Source organism: Vibrio sp. OPT20 (assembly GCF_963889365.1).
Lineage (GTDB): Bacteria > Pseudomonadota > Gammaproteobacteria > Enterobacterales > Vibrionaceae > Vibrio > Vibrio splendidus.
In genome coordinates, this window is the sequence record NZ_CAWPOA010000031.1 from 667,686 (window position 1) to 692,777 (window position 25,092).

The 25,092-nt window shown below is 43.2% G+C and carries 18 protein-coding genes and 2 pseudogenes; 7 read left to right on the forward strand and 13 right to left on the reverse strand.

The genetic code is table 11. The features are described 5' to 3' along the window. Both AACR09_RS04190 and AACR09_RS04195 read right to left on the reverse strand, forming a co-directional pair. A pseudogene (locus AACR09_RS04190) lies at window positions 1-405 on the reverse strand (translesion DNA synthesis-associated protein ImuA); the annotation flags it as partial. Between the two features lie 155 nt (window positions 406-560). After that, the gene (locus tag AACR09_RS04195; protein ID WP_004736577.1) at window positions 561-1,301 is read right to left on the reverse strand and encodes a YciK family oxidoreductase; all 741 of its coding nucleotides are present in this window, start codon (window positions 1,299-1,301) and stop codon (window positions 561-563) included. A 143-nt stretch (window positions 1,302-1,444) separates the two neighbouring features. On the opposite strand from AACR09_RS04195, the gene sohB reads away from it, so the two are divergent. Continuing rightward, entirely contained in the window at window positions 1,445-2,506 is a 1,062-nt protein-coding gene (gene sohB, locus AACR09_RS04200; RefSeq protein WP_009849001.1) for a protease SohB, read from the forward strand. A gap of 239 nt (window positions 2,507-2,745) precedes the next feature. Here the strand turns inward: sohB and AACR09_RS04205 are convergent, their stop codons facing one another. The 3 genes from AACR09_RS04205 to AACR09_RS04215 form a co-directional block, all read right to left on the reverse strand. Further along, window positions 2,746-4,326, reverse strand: a complete 1,581-nt coding sequence (locus tag AACR09_RS04205; RefSeq protein ID WP_017084003.1) for a SpoVR family protein — start codon at window positions 4,324-4,326, stop codon at window positions 2,746-2,748. Between the two features lie 11 nt (window positions 4,327-4,337). Further along, entirely contained in the window at window positions 4,338-5,609 is a 1,272-nt protein-coding gene (locus tag AACR09_RS04210; protein ID WP_004736580.1) for a YeaH/YhbH family protein, read from the reverse strand. A 142-nt stretch (window positions 5,610-5,751) separates the two neighbouring features. After that, window positions 5,752-7,686 (reverse strand): PrkA family serine protein kinase, encoded by a 1,935-nt coding sequence (locus tag AACR09_RS04215; protein WP_004736581.1) that lies wholly within the window; start codon window positions 7,684-7,686, stop codon window positions 5,752-5,754. 354 nt (window positions 7,687-8,040) lie between these two features. On the opposite strand from AACR09_RS04215, the gene AACR09_RS04220 reads away from it, so the two are divergent. Next, window positions 8,041-8,796: a MipA/OmpV family protein gene (locus AACR09_RS04220; protein WP_017078144.1), complete on the forward strand. Its 756-nt coding sequence runs from the start codon at window positions 8,041-8,043 to the stop codon at window positions 8,794-8,796. Window positions 8,797-8,945: 149 nt separating this feature from the next. Here AACR09_RS04220 and AACR09_RS04225 read toward each other — a convergent pair. From AACR09_RS04225 to AACR09_RS04255, 7 genes and pseudogenes are all read right to left on the reverse strand, one after another. Beyond that, window positions 8,946-9,023 (reverse strand): annotated as a pseudogene (locus AACR09_RS04225) (type IV pilin protein); the annotation flags it as partial. A 12-nt stretch (window positions 9,024-9,035) separates the two neighbouring features. After that, window positions 9,036-9,605 carry an outer membrane beta-barrel protein gene (locus tag AACR09_RS04230; protein WP_004736526.1) on the reverse strand — a complete coding sequence of 190 codons (570 nt, stop codon included), beginning with the start codon at window positions 9,603-9,605 and terminating at the stop codon, window positions 9,036-9,038. Between the two features lie 397 nt (window positions 9,606-10,002). Beyond that, a complete protein-coding gene (locus AACR09_RS04235) occupies window positions 10,003-10,503 on the reverse strand; it encodes a YfbU family protein (RefSeq protein ID WP_004736527.1) in 501 nt (166 codons plus the stop codon). A gap of 400 nt (window positions 10,504-10,903) precedes the next feature. Beyond that, on the reverse strand, window positions 10,904-11,644 hold the full coding sequence (gene pflA / locus AACR09_RS04240) for a pyruvate formate lyase 1-activating protein (protein ID WP_017084000.1): 741 nt from the start codon (window positions 11,642-11,644) through the stop codon (window positions 10,904-10,906). Window positions 11,645-11,808: 164 nt separating this feature from the next. Further along, on the reverse strand, window positions 11,809-12,810 hold the full coding sequence (locus AACR09_RS04245; protein WP_017091534.1) for a lipid A deacylase LpxR family protein: 1,002 nt from the start codon (window positions 12,808-12,810) through the stop codon (window positions 11,809-11,811). A gap of 200 nt (window positions 12,811-13,010) precedes the next feature. Beyond that, complete coding sequence (pflB, locus tag AACR09_RS04250; protein WP_004736530.1) at window positions 13,011-15,287, reverse strand: formate C-acetyltransferase; 2,277 nt, start codon at window positions 15,285-15,287, stop codon at window positions 13,011-13,013. 307 nt (window positions 15,288-15,594) lie between these two features. Then, a complete protein-coding gene (locus AACR09_RS04255) occupies window positions 15,595-17,136 on the reverse strand; it encodes a DUF3360 family protein (protein WP_004736531.1) in 1,542 nt (513 codons plus the stop codon). Between the two features lie 790 nt (window positions 17,137-17,926). Here AACR09_RS04255 and AACR09_RS04260 point away from each other — a divergent pair. From AACR09_RS04260 to AACR09_RS04280, 5 genes are all read left to right on the forward strand, one after another. Then, on the forward strand, window positions 17,927-18,697 hold the full coding sequence (locus AACR09_RS04260; RefSeq protein WP_004736532.1) for an ABC transporter ATP-binding protein: 771 nt from the start codon (window positions 17,927-17,929) through the stop codon (window positions 18,695-18,697). A gap of 136 nt (window positions 18,698-18,833) precedes the next feature. Next, window positions 18,834-19,604: an ABC transporter substrate-binding protein gene (locus AACR09_RS04265; protein ID WP_017078148.1), complete on the forward strand. Its 771-nt coding sequence runs from the start codon at window positions 18,834-18,836 to the stop codon at window positions 19,602-19,604. Window positions 19,605-19,683: 79 nt separating this feature from the next. Next, on the forward strand, window positions 19,684-20,424 hold the full coding sequence (locus tag AACR09_RS04270; protein ID WP_004736534.1) for an ABC transporter permease: 741 nt from the start codon (window positions 19,684-19,686) through the stop codon (window positions 20,422-20,424). A gap of 2 nt (window positions 20,425-20,426) precedes the next feature. Next, the gene (locus AACR09_RS04275; RefSeq protein WP_004736535.1) at window positions 20,427-21,104 is read left to right on the forward strand and encodes an ABC transporter permease; all 678 of its coding nucleotides are present in this window, start codon (window positions 20,427-20,429) and stop codon (window positions 21,102-21,104) included. 222 nt (window positions 21,105-21,326) lie between these two features. Then, window positions 21,327-24,122, forward strand: a complete 2,796-nt coding sequence (locus AACR09_RS04280; protein WP_193836043.1) for an ImpA family metalloprotease — start codon at window positions 21,327-21,329, stop codon at window positions 24,120-24,122. A gap of 123 nt (window positions 24,123-24,245) precedes the next feature. Here AACR09_RS04280 and xthA read toward each other — a convergent pair whose 3' ends face one another. Continuing rightward, complete coding sequence (gene xthA, locus AACR09_RS04285) at window positions 24,246-25,052, reverse strand: exodeoxyribonuclease III (RefSeq protein WP_017078150.1); 807 nt, start codon at window positions 25,050-25,052, stop codon at window positions 24,246-24,248. Window positions 25,053-25,092 lie beyond the last annotated feature (40 nt).

Below are 25,092 nucleotides of genomic sequence, written 5' to 3' on the forward strand. Positions count from 1 at the left end.
TATTTCTAGATCGGCTCCCCATAGCAATACTGAGTGACAGGCGCCGCTTTTAAGGCACTGCTCTGCTGCCCACAATGCATCGAGATCGCGCTGAGGTTGGATAACGAGGATGTTCTCTAGTTCAATACCTTGGCTGCTAAAAAACTCGGCACAGATCTTCCCCGGTGGGTTAATGAAGATGGCCAATTTTTGTGAGTTTTGTTGAGCTAAATAAGGTGTAAGCAGACGAAGTTCACCGATCCCTTGTTGCGATTCAACCTCAATAACACCATGCGTCGGAAAGCCACCATCAAGCTGTTTATCCAGTTGAGGATAGCCTGTTGAAGTAGTACTTCCTTGCGCTGTTGATTGTAACCCTGTCCAAATTAGCTGGCGGTCTTGTAAGTTTTTTATTAGTTCATGCATAATTAAATACCTGTATATTTATACAGTATATTTAACAATGAAAAAGATGCAAAGAGAAATGATGAAAATTAGCGGAAGTAAGTGTTAGTTGATTGATTTAGATACAAAAAAAGCCGCTATTGAAGCGACTTTTTACTATTGGTTAATGATATCAGTTACTTAGGTTGAGCATCGATACATTGGCCATTAATGTCTGTCACACTTGGGTTCATTAAGTGTAGATACAACGGGATGATGTCGAGTGGCGTTTTTAGCTTGTTCGCATCTTCACCTGGGTAGGCTTTTGCACGCATGCGTGTTTGAGTGCCGCCAGGGTTGATCGCGTTTACACGAATGTTGGTGTCTTCAAGCTCGTCCGCTAGGATTTGCATCATGCCTTCAGTCGCAAACTTAGAAATCGCGTAAGTGCCCCAGAACGCACGGCCAGAGTGACCAACTGTAGAAGAGGTGAATACGATACGACCGGCTTCAGCTTTTTTAATGACAGGCAGTAATGCTTGAGTCATTAGAAATTCAGCTTTAACGTTGATTTGCATAACGCCATCAAATGTTTCTTCATCGATTTGATCAAATGGGCTTAACGTGCCAAGCACACCTGCGTTATGCAGTAGGCCGTCTAAACGACCGAACTGTGATTCAATGGTTTCAGCCATATCAATGTAGTTCTGCTTTGTTGCTCCTTTGAGGTCTAGCGGAATGATCGCAGCCTGAGGGTAACCAGCACTTTCGATTTCATCGTAAATGAATTCAAGGTTTTTAACATTGCGGCCTAACAGAATGACAGTTGCACCATGTTGAGCGAAGCTTAGTGCGGCTTGGCGACCAATGCCAGCACCGGCACCTGTAACCAAAATTACTTTATCTTTGAGGGCATCTGTAGAGATTGGGTAATCCACTGTGCTTATCCTTCTTTCTTTTATTATGTTCGTCATTCCATTGGTGTTTAATCACACAGATAAACGCAGGAATGATGAGAAATTCTTGGTAATCGTGACAAGATGGTTACAATACACTAATTCATACATTAGGGGATATGACATTGGAATTTTTGTTGGACTACGGCTTGTTTTTAGCCAAGATTGCGACCGTTGTAATCGCCATCATTGCAATTTTAGTGATTGCTAAATCGGTGGGTGGAAAATCAAGCGCGATTAAAGGTGAGCTGGAAATCACGAACCTATCTGAGCACCATAAACAGACGATTGAACAATTAGAGCACCATCTACACGATGATGCTTTCATCAAAGCCCGTGATAAAGCAGAAAAGAAAGCGGAAAAAGAAAAAGTAAAATCACGTGGCAAAGAAGTGAAAAAAGCAGCGAAAGAGGGTGAGCTTGATAGCAAGCGTGAACCACACCTATTCGTTCTCGATTTTAACGGCAGCATTGATGCGAAAGAAGTGGCTTCGCTACGTGAAGAGGTAACGGCGGTGTTGGCTGTGGCTCGTGAAGGTGATGAAGTATTGCTTAAGCTTGAGTCTGGCGGTGGCATGGTTCACGGCTATGGTTTGGCGTCTTCTCAACTCGACCGTATCAAAGCAGCAGGCCTGCCTCTGACTATCTCGGTAGACAAAGTAGCCGCGAGTGGTGGTTACATGATGGCATGTATCGCGGACAAAATTGTATCTGCACCTTTTGCTATTGTTGGCTCTATTGGTGTTATTGCTCAACTGCCAAACTTCAATAAATTACTTAAAAAGCATGACATTGAGTTCGAACAGCTAACGGCGGGTGAGTACAAACGCACGCTTACTATGTTTGGTGAGAACAGCGATAAAGCACGCGAGAAGTTTAAAGAAGAGCTCGAAGAGACACATGGCCTATTCAAAGACTTCATCCGTGACCATCGTCCAGCACTCGATCTTGAAAAAGTAGCAACGGGTGAACACTGGTTTGGTACACAAGCACATGAGCTTGGGCTGGTGGATGAGATCAGTACTTCTGATGATTTAGTCGTAGCGGCATGTAAGGACAAAACGGTTCTAGCGATTCACTACGTACAGAAGAAAAAGCTGTCAGACAAACTAGCGGGCGTGGCAGGTAAATCTGCAGACAGCGTGCTGATGAAGCTGATTGAACGCGGCCAAAAGCCGATTGTTTAAGCTTATTTAGTTTTAGTATTAGCTCTAGCTCTAGCTCTAGCTCTAGCTCTAGCTCTAGCTCTAGCTCTAGTATCTAGATTTAGTGCCTTGCGTCTATTGAAGACGTTTGAGCCTTAAAAAGAAAGCGCATAAGTCATCAGACTTATGCGCTTTTTTATTGCTCCACTTCCGAGCGGGTGACCACTATGTTGTAGGGGGAGCGGAGTTTTATACCAAGCACTTACTTACTGTGATTGATATTAAATCTTGGCTCCATAATCATTACGTTTTGGACAAGTAGTCAGAATCTCTCTGTGACCCGTATCTTTGAGCTCTTCCAAAATTACATCAAAGCCCCATAAGCGATAGAGATGTTTCATCACTTCGTCGTAGCCTTTATCAAGCGGGATACGGCCGTGAGGCACATATTGCAGTGTCATCGAGCGATCACCACGAACATCGACGTTAAACACCTGAATATTCGGTTCAAGGTTACTTAGGTTGTATTGCGCCGCAAGCTTTTCACGAATCAAGCGATAGCCTGGGTCATCGTGAATAGCACTTATCTCAATGGTGTTTTTGCGGTCGTCGTCGAGCACAGAAAACAGTTTAAAGTCTCGAATGATCTTTGGTGAAAGATATTGGCTGATAAAGCTTTCATCTTTGAAATTGTGCATGGCAAAGTGCACCGCTTCCAACCAATCACTTCCGGCTAACTCAGGGAACCACTCTTTGTCTTCATCGGTTGGTTCTTCACAGATGCGTCGGATGTCTCTAAACATCGCAAAGCCAAGCGCATAAGGGTTTATCCCGCTGAAATAAGGGCTGTTGTAGGCGGGTTGTGCGACCACGCTGGTGTGGCTGTGTAGGAATTCTAAGATGAACTTGTCACTCACCAAACCTTCGTCGTAAAGGTGGTTAAGAATGGTGTAGTGCCAGAAGGTTGCCCAGCCTTCGTTCATTACTTGAGTTTGCTTTTGAGGGTAGAAGTATTGGCTCACCTTGCGAACAATGCGAACACACTCACGCTGCCAAGGTTCAAGTAGTGGTGCGTTCTTCTCGATAAAGTAGAGAATGTTTTCTTGAGGTTCGCTAGGAAAGCGGATTTTGGTCTCTTTTTCCTTGTCTTGATTTTTAGGCACAGTTCTCCACAGCTCATTGACTTGAGATTGCAGATACGCTTCACGTTCTTCTTGCCTTGCTGTCTCTTCAGCTATGGAAATCTTCTCAGGGCGTTTGTATCTATCTACGCCGTAATTCATGAGGGCATGACAAGAGTCGAGAAGTTGTTCGACTTCGGCGACACCGTATTTTTCTTCACAATCGGTAATGTATTTTTTAGCGAATAATAGGTAGTCGATAATGGAACTGGCATCGGTCCAGGTTTGGAATAGGTAGTTGCCCTTAAAGAAAGAGTTATGGCCGTAACAAGCATGAGCCATTACCAGAGCCTGCATCGTGACCGTGTTCTCTTCCATCAGATATGCGATACAAGGATCTGAATTGATCACGATTTCGTACGCCAATCCCATCTGACCATGCTTGTAGTTTTGCTCGGTTTGAATGAATTTTTTGCCAAATGACCAGTGATTGTAATTGATCGGCATACCGATGCTCGAGTATGCATCCATCATCTGCTCAGAAGTAATCACTTCAATTTGGTTCTGGTAAGTATCTAAACGGTAATGCTGCGCCACACGCTTAATTTCTACGTGATATTGTTCCAAGAGGTTGAATGTCCAATCTGGACCATCAGGCAGCATCTTGTCGTTTCTCTTCTGTGTCGCTTTGTCTCTATCTGCAATGTTTGATTTCTCTGCAACGTTTGATTTCGCTGTCATGGCAAGCCCCCTTACGCTGTCTCTTTCTGGAACAATTCTCTAAACACAGGAAAAATATCATCCACCGTTTTAATATTTTTCATGGCGAAGTTGTCAAAGCTACTCTCGAGTTTTTCGTATTCGTGCCAAAGTGTTTGATGAGAGCGGCGTGTTATTTCGATGTAAGAGTAATATTGGCAAGTTGGCAGAAGTGTATTGACTAATAGCTCTTTACAACGAGGAGAGTCATCAGCCCAGTTATCGCCATCAGAGGCTTGTGCTGCATAGATGTTCCACTCATTAGCAGGATAACGATCTGCGACAATTTCTTTCATTAGTTTCAGTGCACTGGAAACGATGGTGCCACCGGTTTCTTGGGAGTAGAAAAACTCGTGCTCGTCGACTTCTTTAGCCTGAGTATGGTGACGAATAAACACAACATCGACGTTTTCGTAGGTGCGGTTTAGGAACAGATACAGAAGGACATAAAAGCGCTTCGCAATGTCTTTCGTGGCTTGATCCATTGAGCCAGATACATCCATTAGGCAGAACATGACGGCTTGGCTAGATGGAATAGGGCGCTTCTCGTAGTTTTTAAAACGCAGGTCGAAGGTGTCAATAAATGGCACGCTTTCAATTTTTTTACGTAACTCGACAATCTCTTCTTTTAAACGACTTTCTTCAAAGGGTTGTGCGGGTTCCGTCATTTTAACTTGGTCAAGCTGCTCCATCAGTAGGTTAAGCTCGCGCTTTTTACCTGCTGTCATCGCGGTTCTACGAGCCAGAGATTGCTGCAGTGAACGCACGATTGCGATGTTGGAAGGAATCCCCGCGCTTTGATAACCAGAGCGATGTGTCTTCCATTCGGTGATTTTGTTGACCTGATTCTTCTCTAGATTAGGAAGAGCTAAATCTTCAAAGAGAATATCAAGATATTCATCTTTTGAAATTTGGAATGTAAATTCATCTTGGCCTTCGCCATCAGGGCTTGCGTCACCCTGGCCTGCGCCACCACCTTGACCGCCACCTTTAGGACGTTCAATTTTATCGCCCGTGATGAACTGGTCATTACCTGGGTGAACGCGTTCTCTTACGCCGCCTTGACCTTGGTGAAAGCTTGGTTCTTTGATGTCTTTATGGGGAATAGTGACGTCTTCACCGGTTTCAGTATTGGTGATTGAGCGTCGGTTGACTGCATCGGCCACAGATTCTTTGATTTGCTCTTTATGGCGTCGTAAGAAACGCTGTCTATTCACAGCACTCTTATTCTTGCCATTGAGCCTCCGATCGATAAATTGTGCCATAAGAACTCCCTCTCAGCTGATGTCGCGATCCTACTTTTTATAGGTTGTAAGAGTTATTGGTTTATTAGAGCTATTCGTATATTAGGGTATAAAGTTATTGGTTTGTACGAGCTGCTCAGTTGAGCAGCTCAGTACGATTTGGTTATGAGGATTTACGAACTCTTAGGTACCACTCGGATAGCAGTCTCACTTGTTTCTCGGTGTAGCCTTTTTCCATCATACGAGCAACGAAGTCGTCATGTTTTTTCTGATCATCCGTTGAGGTCTTAGCATTGAACGAAATAACAGGAAGCAGTTCTTCTGTGTTAGAGAACATTTTCTTCTCAATCACAGTGCGCAGTTTCTCGTAGCTTGTCCAAACTGGGTTTTGACCGTTATTGTTGGCTTTGGCACGAAGCACAAAGTTCACAATCTCATTTCGGAAGTCTTTAGGATTACTGATACCGGCTGTTTTCTCGATTTTCTCTAGTTCACCATTCAGAGAAGCTCGGTCAAATAGCTGGCCTGTTTCTGGATCGCGGTACTCTTGGTCTTGAATCCAGAAGTCTGCGTAGGTGACATAGCGGTCGAAGATATTCTGACCGTACTCAGAGTAAGACTCTAGGTAAGCGGTTTGAATTTCTTTACCGATGAACTCTACGTAGCGTGGCACTAGGTATCCTTTCAAAAACTCTAGATACTTCTCGGCGGTCTCTTGAGGGAATTGCTCACGTTCGATTTGCTGCTCAATAACGTAGAACAAGTGCACAGGGTTCGCAGCCACTTCGGCTTGGTCGAAGTTAAACACACGAGACAGGATCTTAAAGGCGAAACGCGTTGATAGCCCAGACATGCCTTCGTCAACGCCAGCATAATCTCGGTACTCTTGGTAGCTCTTCGCTTTTGGATCGGTGTCTTTTAGAGTTTCACCATCGTAAACACGCATTTTTGAGAACAGAGAAGAGTTTTCAGGCTCTTTCAGTCTCGATAGGATGCTGAATTGCGATAGCAGATCGAGTGTGCTTGGTGAACAAGGGGCTTTGGACAGCTCACTGTGCTCAAGCAGTTTTTGGTAGATCTTAACTTCTTCAGAGACGCGCAGACAGTAAGGGACTTTTACAATGTACACACGGTCGAGGAAGGCTTCGTTGTTTTTGTTGTTACGGAAGGTCTGCCACTCGGATTCGTTTGAGTGAGCTAGAATCATACCGTCAAATGGCAGTGCAGAAAGTCCTTCAGTACCGTTGAAGTTACCTTCTTGTGTTGCCGTTAGGAGTGGGTGCAAGACTTTGATTGGCGCCTTGAACATCTCTACGAATTCCATCACACCTTGGTTTGCTTTACACAGTGCACCAGAGTAACTGTAGGCATCAGGGTCATCTTGAGAAAAGTGCTCAAGTTTACGAATATCGACTTTACCTACAAGTGAAGAGATATCTTGGTTGTTTTCATCACCAGGTTCTGTCTTCGCGATCGCAACTTGGTCGAGAATCGAAGGGCGTAGTTTGATGACTTTGAATCTAGAGATATCACCACCGAAATCATGGAGGCGTTTCGCTGCCCAAGGAGACATGATAGAGCGTATGTAACGTTTCTCTATTCCGTACTCTTGTTTCAAAAGGTCGCCATCTTCGTTTACGTCGAATAGACAGAAGGGGTGATCATTCACAGGGCTTCGTTCACCATCTGCAGACAGCACATAGATTGGTAGCTTTTGCATCAGTGCTTTGAGTTTTTCAGCAAGGGAAGATTTACCACCGCCCACAGGGCCAAGCAGGTAAAGGATTTGCTTCCGTTCTTCTAAGCCTTGTGCAGCGTGTTTTAGGTAAGAAACAATCTGTTCAATCGCATCTTCCATGCCGTAGAAATCTTTAAATTCGCTGTAGCGTGAGATGACACGGTTCGAGAAAATACGACTTAGATGGGGGTCTTGAGCGGTGTCTATAACCTCCGGTTCGCCGATGGCCAGTAGTAAGCGCTCAGCAGCGTTAGCGTAAGCACTTTTATCGTCTTTACACAGCCCTAAGAACTCTTGCAATGTGAGCTCTTCTTCCTTGGCTGCTTCATAACGTGATTGATAGTGGTCAAAAATACTCATAGTCACATTCCCCTTGTTAACCAGTCAAAACTGATGAGCGATTGAAAAATAGGCTCTCCCTACATTTTAAGGTTAGACCCGCTTGCACAATTTTGCTTAACAATTATGTATTTATTTACAATTTTGCGTGTGAAAAACCTAGCGAGCGCAATAGGCAACTTGAGGCGTGTAGAATCCAATTATTTTACATTCGAGGGGATCTAGCCGTTTGTTTTGTGATTTTAGGTCGCTTAATAATACTCACACTGGATTTATGTGTATTAGATGTATAACTGAGCTCTATTGATTTACTGGAATGAAGTACCATATAATGCGCGGCGTTATCAAAAATTGCTCAATAAATAGGTAGATGTAGTGAAGAATTATGGGTTAAAAATAGTGGCTATCAGTGTTGCGTTACTGGCTTCGACAGCAACACATGCAAAAATCTCGCAGTGGTCACTGGGCGTTGCCGCTTCTTATTCTCCGGCTGTCTATAAAGATACACCGTCAAACCGCGCTGTGATTCCTATGATTGGCTATGAAGGTGAGCACTTTTTCATGCGTGGATTCAGTGCGGGTTATCGCTTACTTCCTGCGGGCTCACCACAGAATATCGTGTTTCGAGCGGTTTATGATTCGAGGACATTAAAGCCGGGTGATTCTGATAACGTTGATATTCAAAAGTTAGATGAACGTAAAGCATCAGTATTAGGTGGCATTAGCTACCAAGTGATCACCTTGGTCGGGATGTTTGAAGCGACAGCAGGCTCTGACTTAGGGTTTAGGCATAATGGTATCTATGCGGAAGCTGCATGGCGTTTACCGATTCGTCGCAATGGGTGGGCGATTACACCCTCTATTGGTTATGCTTATAACAGTGAGCGCTTGAATAACCACTTATACGGGGTGAGTTCAGCAGAAGCGTCGAGAACTAATTTGAATGAGTTCGATGCAGACTGGGATGGTCAGTACTTTATTGGTTTAGGTGGTTACTTGCATGTGACGCCAAATATCCGAGTCACTGGTGGCGTTCGTTATACCAACCTTGAAGGTGATATTGAGAACAGCCCAATACTTGAAAGTGGCATCAACATGGCCGCAAACGTCGGTGTTGCTTACGTCTTCTAGTTGCTTTGGTTTCCCTCTCTAAATGCGGACATTAAAAAAGGGTTACTCATGATGAGTAACCCTTTTTATTTATGCGAAGTACCGACCGATTATTACAGTAATCGAATCAAGGAAAGACATGGCTAGATTTAGCTCCCACCAGTGGTTTAAAAACTTGGGGCAGCGGTTAACGCTAAGATACCAAGAATAGCAATAACGATGATCAGCTCAATTAGTGTAAAACCTTTCTACTTCATACCTTAGAAAGTGAAACCGGCCTGTAGACCTAGAGTGCCGTCACTGCCTAGATTTAGACCACCAGAGCTGAAGTCGTACCAATCAAAACCAACACGTGCCATAAACTTCGAGTTACCAAACATTGGTTGCACTGACTTAAATTCAGCACCGATGCCGTAAGTTGCCCCCCATTCACTATTTGAATGCTTGTTATTCACTGAGCCATCTTTATCAGTGATCGTTGATTTAGAATTAAAGTTTGAGTAAGCAAGACCAACTTTACCGTAGATAGCAAAAGACTCATCGAAACTATATTTATACATTGGCGCTAGAGACATTTTGAAGTGTTGGTAATCGCCCTTGTGCTTAGTTAGGTCGCCGTTTACGTCTGAAGTAACATCGCTGATATCTGAATCGATGTAATTCATGGTTGATTCTAAATAAAAGTTTGTATCAAGAACTTGTGAACCAACAGTGAATTGTGCGCCTGTGTCGTCTTCGTTAATGCCAACGCCGCCAAGTACGTACATTTCGTTAGCTGCGAAAGCTGAAGTAGACATGATAGCTAGTGATGCAAGGATGAATTTTCTCATTTTGTTTATCGCTCTGGTTAATAAATTTCGGGGAGCATTCTAGCTATCTTATTTAAAATAAAAAACACCGTTCAAAATCGTTCGATGGTTTTTAATTTGTATTAAATGTTTCGAAGTGGAATTAATAAAGATGAATGACTTAATTGGTTATAAATACTAGGTTTGTGTTCGTTGGTTAATGGGCGATATCAGAGAAATTAATTGGAAATGGTTCAACATTTAATATCTTATCTTCATGATTAATTTGCGTTTTCTGTATATAAAGTACACTTTTTATCCACATCGCTTCATAAGTCCCGTTTTCTGTTTGTATGCGAACATTAAAAAAGGGTTACTCATGATGAGTAACCCTTTTTCTTGAAACTTTTTAAAAAGTTATCGCTGATCTATTAACGTATTAAGCACTAAAGATTTGAGATAGCTCTGTCGCACATAGGTGGTACTGACGAGGGCAGTTGCGCCATGTTGTTAGCATGCGGCGGTATTTCTCTAGCATTGGCATTTGGCTATTGAAGTGGTGATCTGCTTTGTCGAATTGAGGGTAAAGACCTTCAGAATCAACAAGGAAACGCACGTAATGTACGCTCTGAGCTTCAGAAGCGATATCAAAACCTAGGAACTGTAGGCGACGTTGGTCTACTTCAGCACGTTCTTGTTCTGCTAGCATTTTGTTCGACTCTTGCATGGCATGGTACATCTCCATGATGTCGATAACTTCGCGACACTCGGCTTCAGTCAAACAGCCAAATTCTTTATTAAGTTCACGCATTTGAAGTTCGTAACCACGCTCTACAACCGTTTGTAGACGTTGGTATTTAGCGGAGTTCTCAGGATCCATTTGAGACATTAGGTAGTATTGATTTGATAGAATTAGACGCTGAGCATTGGTCATTTCCATGGGAGGAGCCTCACTAAAAAACTAAATGTTATATTCTTTTGTTGCAGTAAGAGTAACAGCATTCCTACGAGTGGAAACATGATCTCAACACGGATTTAATATGATTTTTTGAATTGATAAACAAAAGTTGTAAAGAAAAGTGAAAGGATTGTTTTGATACCAATCACAGTAAGTAAGTGATCATAAATAGCGCAGGAAAAAGGTTTAAGAACAAGGCAGACATTTTCGATAAGTAATTATTCTACAATCAAAATTTCTAACGCAGTTATTGAGCGTTTTAACCAGCTAGGATGACCAGTTATTTACTACGATTGGTATAATCATAAAACAAAACGCCCCAATCGAAATTGAGGCGTTTAAATAGAGGTTGAGCACCGTCTTTATTCGAACTTTAGCAGTATTAGTACTTTACGTTTGAATGGTACTGGCTTAGAACAGCAACAATCTCGTCCATTTTCTCTTTGCTTGGCGGATTTGTACCTTCAAGAGGGTAGTCATAACCAAGCGCTTCCCATTTATGAGCACCAAGCTTGTGGTATGGAAGCAGTTCTACTTTCTCGATGTTATCCATGTCTTTAATGAATTCACCAAGAAGATGAGCATCTTCAGGCGTATCCGTGTAGCCAGGAACTATCACGTAACGAATCCACGTCTTCTTACCGATTTTGTGCAGGTAGCGTGCAAAATCCAGAGTACGTCTGTTTGATACGCCAATGAAATCGTGGTGTATCTCATCTCGCATATGTTTAAGATCCAACATCACTAGATCAGAGGCTTCTAGTACTTCATCGACCACTTCTGTGTGCTTACGAATGTAGCCATTAGTATCAAGACAAGTGTGAATGCCTTCAGCTTGCGCCGCTTGGAAAAAGTCACGAACAAACTCAGGTTGTAGCATCGCTTCACCACCAGAACAGGTGATACCACCGCCCGATGCTTTCATGAAATGACGGTATGATTTTGCTTCGTTGATGATCTCTTCGACTGTTACTTCCTTTCCGTCATGAAGATCCCATGTATCGCGGTTATGGCAGTACATACAACGCATTAAGCAGCCTTGAAGAAACACAATGAAGCGGATACCAGGGCCATCGACAGTACCACAAGATTCGAATGAGTGAATGCGACCAGTTGTAGACATGAGCTATTCTCGTAGAGGAATTTATACCGTTTATTTTATTACAAAAACGGTACATAAAATAGGGTCAAATGGTAACGAGACCTTTAAAAATAAAGGCAATCACCGGTGAAGATGATTGCCTTTATTAAACTTGAAAAGTAAAGGGCGAAAGCCCTTACTGGTGGCTAGAAGAAAGCAAACATTGTGATACCACCAGTGGTATAAACCGACTCTTTTGCTTCTTCGTAATCAGGGGTTTTTGCGGTTAGCGCGAAAGAGGCACCAACGTATTGGTTATACCAAGCCACACCAAGCACAGCAGTAGCTTGAATGTTTTCTAAAGTTACATCGTAGGTAGCGGGATCTTCGTTGTTTTTGTTAGCGTATTCATCAACACCAGAACGATCACCTTCGATAGTTAGGTCATTGAATCGGTAACGACCCTCAAGGCCTGCATAGGTGAACCAACCTGTGTTTGATGCGCCGATCATGCCCGATTTGAAAGGGTTTTCCGTGGTGATGTTGGCTGCACCAAAGTTGCCGCCTAAGTCCGTACCCCAGCGAAACATAAAACCAGTCGAGATATCACTTCTAAAGTTACCGACGTTGATTTCTGAAACGTTAGAGATCTCGAAGTCTGTATTTGCTAGTGCTTGATTACGCATTAGGTTGAAATGACTTAAGTAACCAACACTCCCCGCCCACTCATCATCAACTTGATATTCCCAGCCCATAGGCTCATCCGACTTGGTGATCGAGTGAACCAGCTTTTGAGCGTCTTCTGAAAGTGCGCGCTCGCCCGTGGTGCCAAATGTAATGTTAAAACGTTGGGCTTGCTGTGGGTTCAAGCTGATGTAGTTGAATTCTGTGTGTAGGTAACCTGCGTATGGGCGGTCATTAGCCGATGGCGTCTCTAACTCAATGTCAGAAGGCGTATACATCTTATGCCCAATGGTGATTTCCCATTTGTCTAAAGAGCTTGCGCCCCAGTAAGAAAGACTCAATGGTTTTACCCAATTATATGGCGTAATACTTGATGATGTGTAACCCAGAAATAAGCCGTTGGTATAGTCTTGGTCGACACCAAAAATACCATCGTTATCTAAAGCAAAAGTCAGCGTAGAACGCTCAGAGGCAAAAGATGAGAAAGAGAGAAGAATCAGGGGTAAACAACGCAGGTATTTCATGGAGCAGTTACTCTTAAATTATGAACAGAGATATTACCGTAATTTAAGTGAATTTGTGGAAAAAAAGTGAATGATTGGGTGCTTTCTTGCTCAACCTAACATTTTGGGAGGTAGGTGAGTTCAGTGCGATTTACAGCAGATATAAAAAAGCCCCGCACATTGGCGAGGCTAATAATATTTACCGTCTATTTAGCGTGAGCTTATAGAGACTCAGTAAATGTACGTGCGATTACGTCAGCTTGCTGCTCTGTAGTTAGAGAGTTGAAGCGTACAGCGTAACCAGAAACACGAATCGTTAGCTGAGGGTATTTCTCAGGGTGCTTAACTGCGTCTTCAAGAGTTTCGCGGTTAAGAACGTTAACGTTAAGGTGTTGACCACCTTCAATGCCAGCTTCGTGGTGGAAGTAACCATCCATTAGGCCTGCAAGGTTAGCACGTTGGCTGTCTTGTTCTTTACCTAGCGCGTTTGGCACGATAGAGAAAGTGTAAGAGATACCATCTTGAGCATCAGCAAACGGTAGTTTACCTACAGACGTTAGTGAAGCTACAGCGCCTTTCTCATCACGACCGTGCATTGGGTTAGCACCAGGAGCGAAAGGAGCGCCAGCACGACGACCGTCTGGAGTGTTACCTGTCTTCTTACCGTATACCACGTTAGACGTGATAGTAAGAACTGACTGTGTAGGGATTGAATCACGGTAAGTCTTAAGCTTACGGATCTTGTTCATGAACGTAGAAACTAGTTCACAAGCAATGTCATCTACACGAGAGTCGTTGTTACCGTATTTAGGGTAATCGCCTTCGATTTCGAAGTCAGTTGCGATGCCATCTTCGTCGCGGATTGGTTTAACAGTCGCGAATTTGATTGCAGACAGTGAGTCAGCAGCAACAGACAGACCAGCAATACCACAAGCCATAGTACGACGAACGTCACGGTCATGAAGAGCCATTAGAGACGCTTCGTAGCTGTACTTGTCGTGCATGAAGTGAATGCTGTTTAGAGCTGTCACGTATTGCTTAGCTAACCAATCCATGAATGTGTCTAGGCGACCCATTACGTCATCGTAGTTAAGTACTTCGTCAGTGATCTTGTCGCCAACTGGACCAACTTGCATCTTAAGCTTCTCATCAACGCCGCCGTTGATTGCGTAAAGCATAGTTTTTGCAAGGTTAGCACGAGCGCCGAAGAACTGCATTTGCTTACCAACGATCATTGGTGATACACAACAAGCGATTGCGTAATCATCAGAACCAAGATCAGGACGCATTAGGTCATCATTTTCGTACTGGATAGAAGAAGTATCGATAGATACCTTCGCACAGAAACGCTTGAAGCCGTCAGGCAGTTGCTCAGACCAAAGAACCGTGATGTTTGGCTCTGGAGAAGGACCCATAGTGTATAGAGAGTTAAGGAAACGGAAGTTCGAACGCGTTACTAGCGTACGACCATCGACACCCATACCACCCATAGACTCTGTAGCCCAGATTGGGTCGCCAGAGAATAGCTCATCGTACTCAGGAGTACGTAGGAAACGAACCATACGCAGCTTCATTACGAAGTGGTCGATCATCTCTTGTGCTTGGTCTTCTGTGATTTTGCCAGCAGCGATATCACGCTCGATGTAGATGTCTAGGAAAGTCGAAGTACGACCTAGAGACATTGCAGCACCGTTTTGAGACTTAACAGCAGCTAGGTAGCCGAAGTAAGTCCACTGGATAGCTTCTTGAGCAGTTTGAGCTGGCTCAGAGATATCGAAACCGTATTTCTCAGCCATTTGCTTGATTTGACCTAGAGCACGATGTTGCTCAGAGATCTCTTCACGCAATTGCATTGTTGCAGAAAGATCTTCGCCGTTCTCGAAACGCTCTTGTAGAGATGCGAATTGAGCCGCTTTGTCTTTCATTAGGAAGTTGATACCGTATAGTGCAACACGACGGTAGTCACCAATGATACGACCACGGCCGTAAGCATCAGGAAGACCAGTCAGAACACCAGACTTACGACATTTTAGGATATCAGGAGTGTAGATATCGAAAACGCCAGCATTGTGTGTTTTGCGGTATTCGGAGTAGATTTTTGAAACCATTGGGTCAAGAGTTTCACCGTATGCTTTACAAGAACCTTCAACCATACGTACACCACCGTTAGGGATGATTGCACGTTTTAGTGGCTTCTCAGTTTGTAGACCAACGATAGTCTCAAGATCTTTCTCAATGTAACCTGCATCGTGAGCAGTAATGGTAGAGATAACAGAAGTATCGAAATCTACAGGTGCTTTAGTTGCGTTTTCCTGTTTGATACCTTCCATTACCGAAGACCAAAGCTTGTTAGTTGCTTCAGTACCCTCAGAAACTAGGAAAGACTCGTCGCCTTCATACGGCGTGTAGTTCTTTTGAATGAAATCACGAACGTTTACTTCGCTTTGCCACTCACCTGCAGCAAAATCTTCCCAAGCTTTAGCAAATTGCTCTGCCATGACATACCTACCTTTTTAGTAGAAAAAATACGTACATTAACACTGTTGAGCCAGCGCCCCTCGTAAGGGTAGTACACTCTTATTAATAACAATATATATGAGCATATTCGCATCATATGGTTATATATATTGTCACTACCTTTTATATGTTGTCTTTACTCTATGTATTCAAGACTACGCTAAAAAATTTCTGTAAACCTTAAACTAAATCAATAAATGCCAAAAAAAGTTGAAAAAAAATGGGTGGCAGGGGTTGCCACCCAAACTTTTTTTTAATCCCAATACTACTTTTGTGTAGTTAGAACCATTATAGCCAAGCTTTTAGGCCATATTGACTTTCTAGCATACCAACTGCAAGCATTGCTACTAAACAGATAACTAAAACGCCAACTGGGATAACAATCTTGTCTACAAATGATAGACGCTTCGCACGCTCTTTATCACCAATTAGACCGTTATTATCTAGAAGCATAGTCAGTGCCCATGCTAATACTGGGTTAACAACCGCTGAACCGAAGATACAGATACCCGCTGCTTGAGAATCTTTTGAATCCTTAACCATTTGCATACCCGCTTCAAGTAGAGGCAGAGATACACCTACAAGCAGCGCAACACGCATCACTGGTGGCCATACAGCTACGTCCATTGGGAAACCAAGAATCGCAACAATAATACAAAGAGAACCAAGCAAGATTGCGCCGCCAGGAATTGGACGTTTCGCGATTGCTGCTGGGATCATGTAAGTACCCCAAGAAGATGTGATGTTACCACCACCAACTGCAGTACCCACCATTTGACGAACTGAACACATAGTCATTGTGTCATCAACATCCATCAGAACTTTTTCAGAACGTTTAGGGTAGTTCAGTTCTTGGAAGATACGGTGACCTAGGAAATCTGGCGACCACATTGCTACGGCAAGAATTGCGAATGGTAAAGAAGCAATGAAGTGTTCAACGTTTGGCAAGCCAAGCATCCAACCTTCAGAAGTAGAACCCCACCAGTAAACTGGGTTTAGGTTTGGAATACCCATTTCAGTTTCGAATACGATATCGAAACCAGCACCTAGTGCTAATGCAATAGCAAGGCCTGTGAATGCACAAACTGGGATAGCCAACCAACGCTTGTTCACTTTTGCTAAGAAAGCGTAGATAGCAATCGTAATAGCAAGAACGATCAAACCAACGTAACCCATGCTGCCCGCTTCAACAGTAGAAGATTGAAGACCAACCGCCCATTCTTGAATCGAGTTAATTTGGCTCATGGTGCCTGTTAGGCCTAAGAAAATGAGCAAGCCGCCAGCGGTACCTTCGGAAGTCAGGTTAACCAGCTTGGAGCCGCCTTTTAGGAAACTTAGGATTAGACCGAAGACACCGATAAGGATTGCCAATGCAAGAGGGTGAGCACCAGCGAGAGCGATGGTACCAATAAGAGGAATCATTGGGCCGTGGTTACCGGCAAGGTTTGCTTTAGGGTTGAAGAAACCAGAAGCAAGAATACAGAACAGCAGTGCAGGAATCAGCATTTCTACACGAGCAACTTCAATTGCGAAGTCTTTACCTAGGTTTACGTGATCCCAAGCTTGAGTTAGGCCATCAGCCCAAGACATCATTACTGCTGAGTACATCGCGATGATACCGATGGTACCAGCAAGTGCAGGAACAAGGTCTTCAAGTTCAAAACGGAAATCACGGCCTGGAAGGTTTAAACCGAAGCGGCGAGGCTTCATGATTTGAAGTTCGTGATCTAAATAATCTGAGCGGCTCTCAAATTCCGAAGAAGGGCGGTGTAGCTCTTTATAGCTTTTCTCTTCTACTTCAGAGTTCGCATTATTCACAACGTCTGACATAGATTCCTCATATTTTTATGTTAGTAATTCTAAAATTGAATTAAATAAGTTCGCGTAATTGCGTTATTTCTTAGTTATAACTTATTAACACTATGTTGCACGGTTTTGATGTGCTTTATGCAGCTAAGTTAAAAGAAATGTTTGGCATTTTTAATGCCTTATTTTGTATTGAGGAGTCTAACAAGCTTACCCTTTAGGGTGATTGATCTTGATCACTTTATGAGTGTATGTGAAAGAAAGCTACAAAACGCAGCGATTCATTAACGTACCGTTGATAAAAAGTGTAATTTGTTTTCACAAACTGACGTTTTCCAATCTTCTTTGAGCCTCTCCCGTTATGGCATTAGCTGAATTCTCAACGCCAACTGAGTTATTTCACTATTATTCGATTGTCATCCATTCCTCTTGAAATACTTACCATGTAATGACTTCAAACAGAACAGTGATTGATGGAGGGGATGTGCTGAATGCTCTGGTTGCATGTTTTCGACAGCGATGTTTCTAAGTTCACAAAACGTGTTTTTCTTGTGAGCTATCAGGCTACGAGAATCTCATTTTGATTAACTTTATTTAAACAATGTAAGAGTGGTAATTACGACTTATTGATAGAACTCATTCATTAAATTGAGGTGAAAACGCTACCTTTTGCATAATAAGTCAGAGTGAATCGCTATTTATTCCAAATTATTAGGTTAATAATTTGTTGCATGTTATTCCGTGTGGTGCTAGTTTGTATCGCATGAAAAGGTCGGAGTACCTTGCATTTTCACAAACTTGGGAGAGAAAGCGCATGAAAGATGTACCAGCGCTGGACATAAAGGATCTACACAAAACGTTTGGTCAAAATGAAGTTTTAAAGGGAATTTCACTTTCTGCGCATAAAGGCGATGTAGTCTCGATTATTGGATCTTCTGGGTCTGGTAAAAGTACTTTCCTTAGATGTATCAACCTTTTAGAGACACCTACCGCCGGCGAGATTTGGGTTAATGGCGAATTAATTCAAATGAAAAACAACCGCCAAGGTGTTTCAGTTCCTGCCAATGAAAAACAAGTACAGCGAATCCGTTCTCGCCTAGCGATGGTTTTTCAGGGTTTCAATCTGTGGTCTCACCTGACCGTTCTCGAAAATGTTATCGAAGCGCCTGTTCACGTCCTAGGTGTACCTAAAGCACAAGCGATTGAAAATGCAGAGTTACTACTGAAGAAAGTCGGTCTGTATGAGCGTAAAGATTACTACCCAGGTCATTTGTCTGGCGGACAACAACAGCGTGCTGCTATTGCGCGAGCGCTAGCGGTTGATCCTGAAGTTATGCTGTTTGATGAACCAACATCGGCATTAGACCCTGAGTTAGTAGGCGAAGTGCTTGGTGTAATGCGCGATCTAGCAGAAGAGGGCAGAACCATGCTTGTGGTAACACACGAAATGGCTTTCGCCCGCGACGTATCAAATCATGTGATGTTCTTGCATCAAGGTCTAGTGGAAGAACAGGGCGATCCAGCTAAACTGTTTACGGAACCTGAATCTGAGCGTTTACAACAATTTATCTCATCGATTTACTAATCAGAATTGAAATACCGCCGCTAAGGAAAATGGCGACGGTATGAACAATAAAACACAACAAGTAAGTTAATAAGCAACAACAAACAAAATATTAAAATTAGCAAAACATAAAAACCTAAATCACAGGAGTAGGGATATGAAAAAGTGGTTATTAGTCGCGGCACTTGCTGCAACTGCTGCAACGGGCGTAGCTCAAGCAAAAGAATGGAAAACAGTACGTTTCGGTATTGAAGGTGCTTATCCTCCATTTAGCTGGACAGAAGCTGACGGTTCACTAAAAGGCTTCGATGTTGATATGGCTAACGCGCTTTGTACCGAAATGCAGGTGCAGTGTAAGATCGTTGCACAAGATTGGGATGGTATTATTCCTTCTCTACTTGCTCGTAAATATGATGCAATCATCGCGGCAATGTCTATCACGGAAGAGCGTAAGAAAAAGATCGACTTCACTGGTAAATACGCACTTATCCCAAACAAGTTCATCGCTAAAAAAGGTGCAGGCCTTAACTTCGATGATCTAAGCGGTCAAAAAATTGCCGTTCAACGTGCAACAACTCACGATAAGTACCTAACAGACAACTACGGCGACACAGTAGAAATCGTTCGTTACGGTTCATTCGATGAAGCTTACCTTGATCTAGCTAATGGTCGTGTTGCTGCTGTACTGGGTGATGCATCGGCTCTAGAAGAAGGCGTACTAAACAAAGCGGGTGGTGAAGACTACGAGTTTGTTGGTCCATCATTAACCGATCCTAAATGGTTCGGCGATGGTTTTGGTATTGCTCTACGTAAGCAAGACAAAGATCTGACTAAGCAATTAGATGCGGCAATCCTTTCACTACGTGAAAAAGGCATCTACCAAGATATCGCGGCTAAATACTTCAACTACGACGTATACGGTCAGTAATATCTAGCGTCAATTCTTAAGGGAGAGGTTCTCCTCTCCCTGTCTTACCAACTTTTTCGCAGTTCTGTTGGAATTCATTATGTTTGATTTACAAGGATATGAAGCTTCGATCCTGAAAGGGGCGGTGCTTACAATCGAAGTTGCCTTGCTGTCGCTAATTTTAGCTATGGTTCTTGGTATGCTAGGTGCCTTAGCAAAACTTGCGCCTTATCGCTGGGCTCGTGCAATTGCAACCCTCTACACAACCGTCATTCGAGGCATCCCCGATCTCGTATTGATGATGCTGATTTTCTTTGGTGGACAAATCCTTTTAAACAACAGTTTGTATTCCATCAATGAGTGGCTCAATGAGTGGTTCACATCAAGTGATCCTAACCACGAGTGGACCGCTTACTTACCAGATTATATTGATGTCAGCCCATTTATTGCTGGTGTCTTAACCATTGGCTTCATCTTTGGCGCTTACATGGCTGAAACTTTCCGTGGTGCAATCATGGCTGTCGACAGCGGTGAGATGGAAGCGGCAAAGGCCTACGGCATGGGGCCCGTTTTAGCGTTCCGCCGTATTTTATTACCTCAAATGATTCGTCACGCACTGCCGGGTTTTGGTAACAACTGGTTGGTTCTACTAAAGACCACCGCGTTGGTTTCGATTATCGGCCTAGAAGACATGGTACGTGTTAGCGCGTTGGCTGCAGGCTCAACCAAAATGCCATTTACCTTTTATATGACAGTGGCACTTATTTTCCTATTCTTCACCAGTGTTTCGACGGGCTTGCTTAAGTTGGTTGAACGTAAATTTAGTATCCACGCGAGGTAGTTATGGACTTTTCATTGATAATTGAAAGCCTGCCGATTTACCTTAGTGGTTTATGGACAACGGCTTGGATGGTTTGCGTCGCTTTGATCATTGGCTTATGTGTAGCAATACCATTAGCTATCGCTCGTAACAGCCCAAATATGCTGATTAACGCTCCTGCTTGGTCGTTCATCTATTTCTTCCGTGGTACGCCATTATTGGTGCAGTTGTACCTGATTTACTATGGAATGGATCAGTTCTTCCCGGTAAAAGATACACTATGGGAGAATGCATGGTTTTGTGCTTTGGTGGCATTCATTCTTAACACATCGGCATACACAGCAGAAATCATTCGTGGTGCTATCAACGGCTTGCCTAAAGGTGAGGTTGAAGCAGCAAAAGCTTATGGTATGAGCACACCCAAGACATACCGCCGCATCATTCTTCCAAGTGCTTTACGTCGAGCATTACCGGCTTACAGTAATGAGGTTATCTTTATGCTTCATGGCTCAGCGGTAGCCGGTATCGTAACCATTATGGATCTAACTGGTGCTGCCCGTTTGGTTAACTCACGTTACTACGCACCATTTGAATCGTTCCTAACAGCAGGCCTGTTCTACATGGGGTTAACGTTTATCATCATTGCGATTTTCAAATTCGCAGAGAAACGTTTCTTAGCTTACTTAAGACCACTTAGCTAATCACACGTTACAAATCATAGTTAAAAAACGGCGCTTCTATAGCGCCGTTTTTAATAGCATTAAACAAGTCGTGTGATTTTGAATTCCACGAACTTTCGAGAAGCTACATCCCAACGAAATAGTTACCTTGCTTCAAATTAAACTCACGCATTCATGAGATTGATTGCTTTAGGTTTGGCGATAGATAGACTCATCGAAATTTTGTTGTTGTATGGAATGATGATGAAAAAGAGTAACTTACTGTCGAATTTGGTTGTTTGTGTTATCGCGTTATCACTTTTAGGATGTGGCGGTGAAAGTGCCCAAACTGGTTCTGGAGGTTCTGGAGGAGGTAATGAAGGTGGCGGAAGTGGCGAGCCTGGTATCACTCCGGTTCCACAAACTGCTGTTCAAAAGGCGTTGTCCACAGGTGACGCTTCTTATGTAGCAGACTCCAATGAATTCATTGATGCAAGCCAAGCGTTAGTTACTGAATACAACTCGAACTACAACCACATTAAGCAAGCTCTATCACAAAACTCTGATGGTGAGCCTTTACGCAATCTTCATTGGGATCCAACACATGATGCGGCAATTATCTTACCAACTTATGGTTTTAACGATGTCATCTTGCAAACCAATAAAGCGATGCAAGATGGGTATTCCGACCAAGAGCTTGTCATTGGTATCGCGGGTTATACGTCAGATAACAGTCGCTATGCAGCATTGGCAAGTAACCCGTTTCGAACTAAGCAACGCTTTCCAGATTCTGTCAACGAAGAGATGGATATTTGGCTAGAAAACTTGGTTAAGTGGGCTGCTGATAATGATTCACCACACAATGTCGTATTAGCTCAGCTCGATCAATCTCATTATTTTCCTGACGACCAAGCTACACGCAACTGGTTGACTAGCAATATCAATCCTTCAATGGTTATTAATGCCGACAATACTTGTGATGGCGGTAAGTTGAGTCAATGCATTGAAAACAATAACCCTGATTTACTGGTTTTGTCTCAAAAGCTGAATGATGGTGATGACATTGAAGATGTGATTACGGGTTTACGCTTGGCGTTCAATAAAAATATACCAGTGTTATATCTACACCTTGATGGCGGCATGACGGACTTAGGTAACGCGCTATTTTCAGAAATGCACATGACTTACGTTGGCGACAACTATTGGCGTAAGCTCGGTTTATCGAACTGGGATTCTACACAGCTGATAGATCGAATGCCGGATAATATTGTTCAACAACAAGCGCTTTTACAGCGACTGAAAGACAACAGCTTCACCGTCGATCTGAATTCGTGTGATGACAAATCTTGTCCTGACGATTCCAACATGAATGAAGAGTTCTATGCCGCTGCGAACAGTATTCGTTCACACTTAACGACTCTTGATAGCAAAAAAATTGATCTGTTTGCAACCGATGATTACGAATATGAAAAGTTGTTGCTGTTACTCGCTGATCGTTATCGCCAAGATGTTCAATACCCGATGGGTAAAGGCGTAACTGAGAGAATCGAGTTTCTCCATTCTTACTATAGTGATTACGCCACATACAACAGCCGTTTGTATAATGCAGCGCAACCAAGCTTAGGTAATTTCAGCTCTAAGAGTTTTGATAATGTACCGTTGGTCACCAAGCTTATTTCCTTAGAGTCTAAGAGAAACTTTCGTGCGGCTGGTGTTTATGCTTTGCCGGGTAAGACAATCAAAGTGACTCGTTTGGACAGTAATGAGGTGGCGACATCGATAGCATTTAATACCCTACGTAGTGGCGCGACTCACGAATTTTCGGGCGATGACGGCTATGCTAGGCCGAAGTTTTTGACCTCAGTAACCTATCCCGTGAAAACAGGAGAGACGATTTATCTGACTTCTGCCTATGGCGGAACATTACAGGTTCATTTTGATACCAATGATATTGATGTTGAACTGCGTTTTGAGAATGTTGCTCAACACCCTGTTTGGCGAAGTGAAGCCGACAACGACAGTTTTGTCGCCCAGCTTGAAGAAGGAAAGTTTGATTGGGCCGAGTTGGTTACACCTGGGTTCGAAGTCCATTCTAAACTAGACAAGATGAAAGAGTCTATCGGTGCCTCAGATTGGGCGCAGCCGCATGATATGGCACTCGCCACTGAGCGTTATGTACATAACTTTCCTCATGCGCTTGCAGGTTTTAGAGGTCCTGGGATTGATGAAATTACTGAAGTACATCAATACGGTGAGGCAAAGGGCTGGGAAATCGCGAACATTGATATCGTGAAGCACATGAATGCCGATCAAGCGAACTGTGGTTACGGCTGTTCAGGAAATCCTTACGATGCTTACTGGTCTTTTCACCCGTTAGGGCATGGTGATCTTCATGAGTTAGGGCATGGCTTAGAGAGAGGTCGTTTCAGATTTTCTGGATGGGATGGTCATTCAACAACCAACTACTATTCGTATTTTAGCAAATCAAAATACTACAAAGACACCGGAAAGGTATCTTCTTGCCAAGGCTTAGATTTTAAAGGGCAGTATCAGCTTTTACAGCAGAGTCGGGCTCAACCTGATCCAAATGCTTTTATGGCGGCTCAAAATCAAACTGGTTGGAGTTGGGGAGCTCGTATCTACATTCAAATGATGATGCTTGCAGAGCAGCAGGGTGTATTGAATTCGGGTTGGCATTTATTAGGGCGCTTGCACTTGATTGAGAGAGAGTTTAATCGCTTGAAAGGCGGTGATGAACTTTGGAACGATCGAAAAGGCTCGATTGGTTTTTCAGATTATACGAGACAAGAAGCGGTAGATATTACAAACAATGATTGGTTGCTTATCGCATTGAGTTACGTTGCAGAACGGAATATGACGCAATACTTAGACATGTGGGGGTTCAGTTTCAGTGATAAAGCGAAGCAACAAGTCACGGCTCTTAGTCTAAGTAACATGCCTTTGACATATTTTGCATCATCTAATCAAGGGTATTGTTTAGACGAGTTTGCCAAGGCAGCGCTGGATGTTGATGGCACGACTGCTTGGCCGCTGAACTAGACCATACGATATAAAAAAGAGAGGGGATATTATTTCCTCTCTTTCCTTATTAGCTTCTGATCAGCGTTGTGAGCACTATTTGTTTGCTGCTTGATCTGGCTAAGTTTTGTTACCTAAAAATAACTATTTAAACGTCGACCAAATCGGAGCGTGATCTGACGGTTTTTCGATGCCACGCAGTTCGTAGTCGATACCGGCTTCAGTACATTTGTCAGCAAGCTTTTGAGTTGCGAGGACCACATCAATACGCAGGCCACGGTTGTCTACGAAGCCTTTTGAGCGGTAATCAAACCACGAGTATTGATCGTTCACTTCAGGGTGTAGTAAACGGAAGCTATCCACAAAACCCCAATCCATCAGTGTTTTCAACCATTCGCGCTCTTCTGGTTGGAAAGAACACTTACCTGTTTTTAACCAACGTTTCGCATTAGGTTCACCAATACCGATATCAATATCGGTAGGGCTGATATTAATGTCGCCCATTACGATCACTTGTTCATCTTTGTTGTGGTAATCGTTCAGGTACGTCATTAAGTCTTTGTAGAACTCACGCTTATACGGGTATTTAGTTTCATGCTTAATGTTATCCCCTTGAGGGAAGTAACCATTTAGTACGGTAACCTTTTCACCATTTTCATCTTCAAACGTCGCCATGATCATGCGTTTTTGATGGTCTTCATTGTCAGTAGGAAAACCCTTCTGCACAGAGATAGGCTCTTGTTTACACAGCATAGCCACACCGTAGTGCGCTTTTTGACCATGGAAGTAAACCTTGTAACCCATCGCTTCAACATCAGCGAGCGGGAAGGCTTCATCGTGCACTTTAATCTCTTGAAGACCAATCACGTCGGGTTGGTGCTTATCGATAATAGCTTGCAGTTGGTGAAGGCGGGCTCTAAGGCCATTTATGTTGAAGCTAATGACTTTCATTTGTTTTTATACCTCTCGTAAACCCTTGTGCTTGCTTGTT

Coding starts and splice junctions, on each gene's coding strand:
- AACR09_RS04235 (WP_004736527.1), bottom strand. CDS start 10,503: ATGGAAATGACCAATGCTCAGCGTCTAATTCTATCAAATCAATACTAC.
- pflA (WP_017084000.1), bottom strand. CDS start 11,644: ATGTCTACAACTGGTCGCATTCACTCATTCGAATCTTGTGGTACTGTC.
- AACR09_RS04255 (WP_004736531.1), bottom strand. CDS start 17,136: ATGTCAGACGTTGTGAATAATGCGAACTCTGAAGTAGAAGAGAAAAGC.
- AACR09_RS04275 (WP_004736535.1), top strand. CDS start 20,427: ATGGACTTTTCATTGATAATTGAAAGCCTGCCGATTTACCTTAGTGGT.
- AACR09_RS04215 (WP_004736581.1), bottom strand. CDS start 7,686: ATGAGTATTTTTGACCACTATCAATCACGTTATGAAGCAGCCAAGGAA.
- AACR09_RS04210 (WP_004736580.1), bottom strand. CDS start 5,609: ATGGCACAATTTATCGATCGGAGGCTCAATGGCAAGAATAAGAGTGCT.
- AACR09_RS04205 (WP_017084003.1), bottom strand. CDS start 4,326: ATGACAGCGAAATCAAACGTTGCAGAGAAATCAAACATTGCAGATAGA.
- pflB (WP_004736530.1), bottom strand. CDS start 15,287: ATGGCAGAGCAATTTGCTAAAGCTTGGGAAGATTTTGCTGCAGGTGAG.
- AACR09_RS04245 (WP_017091534.1), bottom strand. CDS start 12,810: ATGAAATACCTGCGTTGTTTACCCCTGATTCTTCTCTCTTTCTCATCT.
- AACR09_RS04280 (WP_193836043.1), top strand. CDS start 21,327: ATGAAAAAGAGTAACTTACTGTCGAATTTGGTTGTTTGTGTTATCGCG.
- xthA (WP_017078150.1), bottom strand. CDS start 25,052: ATGAAAGTCATTAGCTTCAACATAAATGGCCTTAGAGCCCGCCTTCAC.
- AACR09_RS04270 (WP_004736534.1), top strand. CDS start 19,684: ATGTTTGATTTACAAGGATATGAAGCTTCGATCCTGAAAGGGGCGGTG.
- AACR09_RS04260 (WP_004736532.1), top strand. CDS start 17,927: ATGAAAGATGTACCAGCGCTGGACATAAAGGATCTACACAAAACGTTT.
- AACR09_RS04265 (WP_017078148.1), top strand. CDS start 18,834: ATGAAAAAGTGGTTATTAGTCGCGGCACTTGCTGCAACTGCTGCAACG.
- AACR09_RS04230 (WP_004736526.1), bottom strand. CDS start 9,605: ATGAGAAAATTCATCCTTGCATCACTAGCTATCATGTCTACTTCAGCT.